At 62.2% G+C, this 7,704-nt stretch carries 7 protein-coding genes; 1 reads left to right on the forward strand and 6 read right to left on the reverse strand.

Features of this window, described 5'->3' with window-relative positions; genetic code table 11:
- On the forward strand, positions 1-1,332 hold a 1,332-nt coding region (locus AC1D1P_RS09690), incomplete at its 5' end, for a sigma 54-interacting transcriptional regulator (protein ID WP_477672817.1).
- Between the two features lie 228 nt (positions 1,333-1,560).
- Here AC1D1P_RS09690 and xth read toward each other — a convergent pair.
- The 6 genes from xth to AC1D1P_RS09720 all read right to left on the reverse strand — a co-directional run.
- On the reverse strand, positions 1,561-2,337 hold the full coding sequence (xth, locus tag AC1D1P_RS09695; RefSeq protein ID WP_477672818.1) for an exodeoxyribonuclease III: 777 nt from the start codon (positions 2,335-2,337) through the stop codon (positions 1,561-1,563).
- A gap of 42 nt (positions 2,338-2,379) precedes the next feature.
- Positions 2,380-2,970: a DUF4337 domain-containing protein gene (locus AC1D1P_RS09700; protein ID WP_477672819.1), complete on the reverse strand. Its 591-nt coding sequence runs from the start codon at positions 2,968-2,970 to the stop codon at positions 2,380-2,382.
- A gap of 47 nt (positions 2,971-3,017) precedes the next feature.
- Complete coding sequence (locus AC1D1P_RS09705; RefSeq protein ID WP_477667922.1) at positions 3,018-3,500, reverse strand: dihydrofolate reductase; 483 nt, start codon at positions 3,498-3,500, stop codon at positions 3,018-3,020.
- 5 nt (positions 3,501-3,505) lie between these two features.
- Positions 3,506-5,395 (reverse strand): M48 family metallopeptidase, encoded by a 1,890-nt coding sequence (locus AC1D1P_RS09710; protein WP_477672820.1) that lies wholly within the window; start codon positions 5,393-5,395, stop codon positions 3,506-3,508.
- Positions 5,392-6,222: a thymidylate synthase gene (locus AC1D1P_RS09715; protein WP_477667921.1), complete on the reverse strand. Its 831-nt coding sequence runs from the start codon at positions 6,220-6,222 to the stop codon at positions 5,392-5,394. The genes AC1D1P_RS09710 and AC1D1P_RS09715 overlap by 4 nt, the downstream gene beginning before the upstream one ends.
- Positions 6,223-6,294: 72 nt before the next feature.
- The coding region (locus AC1D1P_RS09720; RefSeq protein ID WP_477672821.1) for an FAD-binding oxidoreductase at positions 6,295-7,704 on the reverse strand (1,410 nt) is incomplete at its 5' end.

Here is a 7,704-nt window from a genome sequence, read left to right on the forward strand (position 1 = left end):
GCTCTGGATCTGCTCGAAAAGGTCAAGGAAAAGCTCCCCGGCCTGCCAGTCATCATCATGACCGCGTTCTCCGACCTTGACAGCGCGGTGTCCGCCTTCCAGGGCGGCGCCTTTGAATACCTGCCCAAGCCGTTTGACCTGCCAAAGGCGGTAGAACTCATTCGCCGCGCAGTGGAAGAAAGCCAGCGCGAAGAGGTGGCTGAAGAGCGCATGGCCTCCGCGCCCGAAATGCTTGGCCAGGCGCCGGCCATGCAGGACGTTTTCCGCGCCATCGGACGGCTGAGCCAGAGCATGGTGACTGTGATGATCACCGGTGAGTCCGGTTCAGGCAAGGAATTGGTGGCGCGTGCGCTGCACAAGCATTCGCCCCGCGCCAACGGGCCCTTTGTGGCCATTAATACCGCGGCCATCCCCAAGGATTTGTTGGAGAGCGAACTGTTCGGCCATGAGCGCGGCGCGTTCACCGGCGCGCAGACCATGCGGCGCGGCCGCTTTGAACAAGCTGAGGGCGGTACGCTCTTCCTCGATGAAATCGGCGACATGCCGTTTGACTTGCAGACGCGCCTTTTGCGTGTGCTGAGCGACGGCCATTTCTACCGCGTCGGCGGGCACAACGCCGTCAAGGCCAACGTGCGTGTGATCGCCGCTACCCACCAGGACCTGGAGCAGCGCGTCAAGGAAGGCGGCTTCCGCGAGGATTTGTTCCACCGCCTCAACGTGATCCGCCTGCGCCTGCCCGCACTGCGCGAGCGGCGCGAGGATGTCTTCATGCTGACACGCCACTTCCTGCAGCAAAGCGCCAAGCAGCTCGGTGTGGAGCCCAAGCGGATTTCCGACACGGCGCTGCAGCAGCTCAGCAACTTTGGTTTCCCCGGCAATGTGCGCCAGCTTGAAAACATTTGCCACTGGCTCACCGTTATGGCACCGGCGCAGGTGATTGAGCCCAAGGATCTTCCACCCGAAGTGCTGGGCATTGTTCCCGAATCGGGCAGAAACCCGGTTTTTGCCGAGAAGGCTGGGGTGGCCAAAGTGGAGTGGTCGGCAGGCGCCGCGGAGAAAATTCCTGCCAGCCATGGGGCTGAAGCGGCCGTACCGGTTCCGCCGGTCTCTGGCCCTGAACAGAGCTGGGAAAGTGGTCTTGAAGCAGAAGCTCTGGCGTTGCTGGCGACCGGTCGCAGCGACGTGTGGGATGTGCTGACCCGGCGTTTTGAATCCAAGCTGATCCAGACCGCACTGGTCAATACACGCGGGCGCCGCATTGAGGCGGCTCAAAAGTTGGGCATAGGCCGCAACACTATCACGCGCAAGATTCAGGAACTCAATCTGGAGTAGATGGAGCCCCCACGCTCCCCCACTGCGTGTGGGTCGCTGCCCCCCGAGGGGGCCGCCCGCCTGTGGCCCGGCAAAGCCGGTTCCACGGCTCATGCTGGCTTGAAGAGTTCAGTGGCGTGACCAGCGGGGATTTTCACCAGCGGAGGCCGCGGGACTGGCTTTGCCAGACCGCTGGCCTCGCCCCCTGAAAGGGGGGAACGGGCTACACGCAGTGAGCCTGGACGGGGGTTAGCTCAATTCCAGGGTCACCGGCGCGTGGTCGCTGGGCTTTTCCCATTTGCGCGGTACGCGGTCTATGGTGCAGCCTTTGACTTGCGGCTTCAGGGCGTCGCTGACCAGGATGTGGTCGATGCGCAGGCCACGGTTCTTCTGGTAACCGAGCATGCGGTAGTCCCACCATGAAAAGCTTTTGGGCGGCTGCTCGAACATGCGGAAACTGTCGGTCAGGCCCAGCGCCACCAGCTGGCGGAAATGCTCACGCTCTTCCTTCGTGTGGTGAATGGTGTCGCGCAAGCCCTCCGGGTCGAACGAATCCTGGTCTTCCGGTGTGATGTTGAAGTCGCCCAGCAACACCAGTTGTGGGTGGGCTGCCATCTCCGCGCGCACATAAGCCTGCAGACCTCCCAGCCAGCGCATCTTGTAGGCGAACTTTTCGCTGCCGGGCTCCTGCCCATTGACGAAATAGCCGTTCAGCACCCGGATGGGGCCCGCAGGGCCGTCCACCGTGGCGGCAATAACGCGTGAGTGCTCGTCCTCAAAACCGACAATATTTTTCACCACGTCGCGCAGCGGCGTGCGCGAAAGGATCGCCACGCCGTTGTAGGTTTTCTGGCCGAATGCGGCGGCCTCATAGCCGGCGGCCTYGAGCGCTTCCAGCGGGAACTTGTCGTCCGTCATCTTGAGCTCTTGCAGGCACAACACATCGACTGGATTGGCCGCAAGCCAGTTCAGCACATGCGCGAGCCGCGCAGTGAGGGAGTTGACGTTCCAGGTGGAAATTTTCATGATTTAGTGCTCCAGCCCAATAAGGACCTGCGCCAGCAGCTATTAAATATGTAGCAAGGCAAATACGCCGATGACCAGCCCCACGCCGGCCACGACGAACATGCCGTATTCAAGCCACTTCTTGCGGGTCAGCAGCGCAATGGCCGCCAGGGCAATGGCCACCTGCAGCACCGTGGTAGCCTGCGCCCAGCGGTGGTGCTGGTGCATCTGCTCATCGGACGATTTGTCCCAGGTGGTGGCCTCGGCTTCCAGTTTGTCGGCGACCACCTTGATCTCGTTCTTTTCCTTTTCGTAGCGGTCTACCTTGCCCTGGTAGCCGGCTTTTTTGTCCTCTGGCGCCAGGTCGCGGGCGAGTTCGGCCAGCGACTGCTTGGTGCTTTTCGACTGGAAGTAATTCCACTGGTTGGAAGCTTCCGTCTTCTTGATGGCCGCGTTGTTTTTATACAGGCCCGCATTGGCCTGCGTGGCACCGCCCATGTACGCAAAGATGGCGCCTATGGTGGCAATGATGGCCGTGATGACCGCGATTTGCGCGATCATGCCGCCGTTGTCGTGGCCGCCATGACCCCCCTGCGCCGCATGCTCGAGCTCATGGTCGTGGGGCCCGTGTACGTGAAATCCGCCTCCTGACATATCAGTTCCTTTGTGTGTTGTTATGCGTTGCTTGAGTTATTACAGGTCTATTTTTGATAGGTGATGAAGCTGAACTTCATTCCGTTGGCTGACACGTGGTCTTCACGCGCGGCCACCCGCCATTCGGGCCCCAGCGTCGGCGCGTAGGCGTCGCCTTCAATCTCTTCGGCAATCTCGGTGACTTCGATGCGCTCGGCCAGCGGCATCGCCTGCGCGTAGATTTGCGCGCCGCCCAGAATCCAAACTTCGGCCGACGAGGCACACAGCGCCAACGCGTCGGCCAGGCTCGCGGCCGTCGAGGCACCGGTGTCTTTCCAATCAGGCTGCCGCGTGATGACGATGTTGGCGCGGCCCGGCAGCGGCCGGAATTTCACCGGCAGCGAATCCCAGGTCTTGCGGCCCATGATGACCGGCCAGCCGGTGGTCAGGCGCTTTAAGCGCGCCATGTCTTCCGGCAGGCGCCAGGGGATGGTGTTGTCGCGGCCTATCACGCCATTGGCGGCGCGGGCGAAGATCATGCGGATTTTCATGGTGTTCAGATGGAATCAATCCGGATGATATCCAGATTCAGGGGCCTGGCCGGCGCGATGACGACGCTGCCGGGAACGGCCTGCAGTTGCTTGAGCAGGCGTGGATTGAGCGCCTCGGAGGTATAGACCGTGTTCACCATCGCCAGCTGGTCGGGCGGTGTGACGGCCTGAAGGTAGTTCTGGTAGCGCGCGCGAAGATCGTCTTCGCCAAGGCCGGTTTTATGGGCTTGCTCATGGTCAATCCGCACCACGAGGATATTCACGGTGTGGGAAAGGTTCGCCGCGTCGGGCAGGTCCAGCTGCACCGCCCAGCAGCCGTCGGTCAGTGGTTCACCCGCCAGCACCTCCGCCAGAAGCGGCACCGCACCGGGTGCGATGGCGCGTACAGGGCGGCACAGAAGGGCCTCCCACAACTGCTCATACAGCGGCGTCAGCCTCCTGTGCGTGTAGCGGCGGCGTATGACGGCTTCACGTGCGGCCTTCGGGTCGCCGTGCGATGCGAGATAGCCGCAAATAACGTTCTGCGCCCCGAGGGCGATGCGTTTGTCCAGCCGGATCGATTGCCGCAATTCCTCGACGCCGGCGTTGTCGCCTCTTTCGAGCAACGCCAGGCCGAAGTAGAACCGGGCCATGGCCATTTCGGGATGGCGGGCTGCCGCTGCAGACAGCAGGGCCAGGCTTGAGTCGTCGCTCTGCAACTGCTCTTGCACAATCGCCGTCGCCAGTTCGGTCTGGGCGGGCGTTTGTTCGGAGAAGAGCACATGCACCCCACCGGCCACCAGCCACCGCATCCGTAGGTGGTCGAATCGCCAGTTGGCCTGCGTGTTTTTCTGCCAATCCTCATTGCAGGCCGTCAGGAACCGGGTCCACTCTTTGCCCAGAAGCATGTCTCCAGCACAGGGCGAGGTTTCAAGCGGAGGCGACTCGACCTGCAGGCCCAGCGCCGCCGCACGTTCATGCAGCGGCGGGTGGGTGTCTTGCGCACGCCGTGGGCGGCTGGCTCCCTCCGCGAGCGCCTGCGGCATGAAGCTGCCATGGGCCTCGACAAGATCGGATGTCAGCCCCCAGAAGTTGCCGGGCGCTTGCGTCGATTGCATGCGCAGGCTGCTCAGTTGTGTGGGCAGTTTCCGGGCCAGAAGAAAAGAAATAAATTCCAGCCTGGCAAGAGCGTCGGTGAGGTGGCGCGCTGAGGAAGTCCGCGCTGCGACGGCGTCGGCCTCGAATTCACACTGACGGGACCAGCTGGATGATCGCGAGACAAAGTAGGGAACAAACCAGGACGCGATGGCCTTCAGCCCCCCATCCACGAAGCTGTCGTTGCCTTGCATGTGAAGGTAGTGGTCCCATTTGGCCCGCACCCTGTAGATCCAGTGACCCAGACGCCCGTGGTTGCGGGAAAAGTGCCCCAGCTCGTGCGCGATGACGGCTTTCACTTCGTCCTTGTTCAGCATCTTCAGCAAGGGGACACCCAGTATGAGAGTGCGGCGGCTGCCAAACAACGACAGGAAACCGCCGGTTTGATAAGCCGCCGCGTTCAGTTCGTTGTCCAGCACGATGCGGTGGATGCGCGGCGCCGCGGCGCCGGTGCACAAGCCGTCCACCATCTCAAAGAGTGCGGGTGCATCTTCACGGCCAATGGTGTGCCGGCCAACCGTGCCGGGCGAGGGCTGGACCAGCCACCACAGGAAGAGAAAGGCCGCGAAGCCAAACACTGCGGCAAAACCGGGTCCCCAAATGGCGGCCTGAAGCATCACGAAGGGCGCGATCGGCAAGATGACCACCGTCACAAAGATCAGCTCCGAGGCCAGAGCCAGCAGTGTGAGTGAAAACCGTTGCCGCGAATTGAATGTGGAAGCCGACGCTGCGGATGGAGCGCCGGCCTGCACGGATGTCACACCGCCACCGGCGCCTTGATGGCGTCATGGTGCTGGTAGTCCAGAAATTCAAAATCTTCAAACTGGTAGTCAAAGATCGATTCGGGTTTGCGCTTGATCTGCAGCGTGGGGTAGGCAAAAGGCTTGCGGCTCAGTTGCAATGCCACCTGCTCGTGGTGGTTGCTGTAGATGTGGCAGTCGCCACCGGTCCAGATGAAATCGCCCACACCCAGGCCGCATTGCTGCGCCACCATGTGGGTGAGGAGGGCATAGCTGGCAATGTTGAAGGGCACGCCCAGGAAGATGTCGGCGCTTCGCTGGTAGAGCTGGCAGCTGAGCTTGCCCGGCTGGCCTTGCACTTCAGAAGGTGCGACATAAAACTGGAAGAACGCGTGGCAGGGCATGAGCGCCATCTTGGAGAGGTCGGCCACGTTCCAGGCGCTCACGATGATGCGGCGCGAATCAGGGTTGGTCTTCAGCGTCTTGATGACTTCGCTGATCTGATCGATGTGGCCGCCATCCGGCGTTGGCCAGCTTCGCCATTGCACGCCATAAACCGGGCCCAGGTCACCGTCTTCACGCGCCCATTCGTCCCAGATGGAGACGCCGCGCGCCTTTAGCCAGTTGTTGTCGCTCGAGCCCTGCAGAAACCACAGCAACTCATGCACGATGGACTTGAGGTGGACCTTCTTCGTGGTCACCAGCGGAAAACCTTCGTTGAGGTCAAACCGCATCTGGTAGCCAAAGACGCTTTTCGTACCGGTGCCGGTGCGGTCGGCCTTGAAGGCGCCGTGGGTGTCCACATGGCGCATGAAATCTTCGTATTGGGAGCGGATAGGGCGGGTCATTAAAAACCAGTCGGCTAGAGGTCAGAGGGGGTGCCGGGGGCGCGTCATGGCGGCGGGCGGCCAAGACTTCAATTATGCCTTTAGCACCCGTCCCGGGTTCATCAGGTTATGAGGGTCCAGGCCCTGTTTGATGGCGCGCATCATGTCCAGTGCCACGGGTGATTTGTGCTTGGGCAGCGTGTTGACCTTGAGGCTGCCGACGCCGTGCTCGGCCGAGATCGAGCCCCGGTAGCGGTCCACCGCTTCGTAGACCAGGGCATTCATCGGCGTCTCCTGCTCGTTCAGGAAACGCGCCTGGTCTTCATTYTCCGGCGCCTGCACGTTGTAGTGCAGGTTGCCGTCGCCCARATGGCCATAGACGACCATGCGCGCACCSGGAAAMCGCTCSAGCAGCAGYGCATTGGTTTCAGYCACGAACTCGGGAATGCGCGACACRTTGATCGAGATGTCGTGCTTGATGTTCAGGCMCTCTTCGGCCTGYGCCATCGGGATGCTTTCACGGATGTGCCACAGCGCATGGGCTTGCGCCATGCTCTCGGCGACCACGGCGTCGGCAACGCAGCCGGCCTCCATGGCGGCTTCCAGGAGTCGCTCGAAGCATTCACGCGCATGGGCTTCGGATTCGTTGTCCGAGTTCTCCAGAACCACGCACCAGGCGTGCTCCTGCCAGAAAGGCACGCGCTGTTGCGGGAAGTGCCTGGCCACCAGGCCCAGTGCGAACTGGCCCATGACTTCGAAACCGGTCAGGCCGGAGCCCAGGTGCTCATGCGCCAGGCCCAGCAGCTGTACGGCAGCCTCAAGCGACGGCACGGCCGTAAAGGCGGTGAGCTGGGATTTCGGCATGGGATACAGCTTCATGATGGCGCCGGTAATCACGCCCAGCGTGCCTTCGCTGCCGATGAACAGGTGGCGCAGGTCGTAGCCGGTGTTGTCTTTTCGCAGGCCGGAGAGGCCGTCCCAGATTTCACCCTGTGCGGTCACGACTTCCAGCCCCAGGCAGAGGTCGCGCGTATTGCCGTAGCGCACGACCTGGGTGCCGCCGGCGTTGGTGCCGAGGTTGCCGCCAATGGTGCAGCTTCCCTCCGAGGCCAGGCTCAGGGGAAACAGAAAGCCGGCTTTTTCGCAGGCTTCCTGCAGGTTTTGCAACACGCAGCCGGCATCGACCGTGATGGTCAGGTTGCCGGCGTCCAGCGTGCGCACCTTGTTCATACGCGTCAGGCTGAGCACGACCTGCGTGCCGGTGTCGTCGGGTGTCGACCCTACCACCATGCCGGTATTGCCGCCTTGCGGCACGATGCTCACGCGTGCTGCGGCGCAGGCTTTCACCACGGCCGCGACTTCAGGCGTGGAGCCAGGACGCACCACGGCCAGGGCCTTGCCGGTTTCACGCCTGCGCCAGTCCTGTACCCAGGGCGTCAGGTCGCCATCAATCAGGACATTGGGTGCGCCGACGATCTGGCGCAGGGACTCAATCAGTTGGGT

This window comes from Polaromonas sp. P1_E1_2, assembly GCF_056406035.1.

Bases quoted from the DNA above. Each gene is read 5' to 3' on its own strand.
- AC1D1P_RS09700 (WP_477672819.1), bottom strand. From the start codon at position 2,970: ATGTCAGGAGGCGGATTTCACGTACACGGGCCCCACGACCATGAGCTC.
- AC1D1P_RS09705 (WP_477667922.1), bottom strand. From the start codon at position 3,500: ATGAAAATCCGCATGATCTTCGCCCGCGCCGCCAATGGCGTGATAGGC.
- AC1D1P_RS09715 (WP_477667921.1), bottom strand. From the start codon at position 6,222: ATGACCCGCCCTATCCGCTCCCAATACGAAGATTTCATGCGCCATGTG.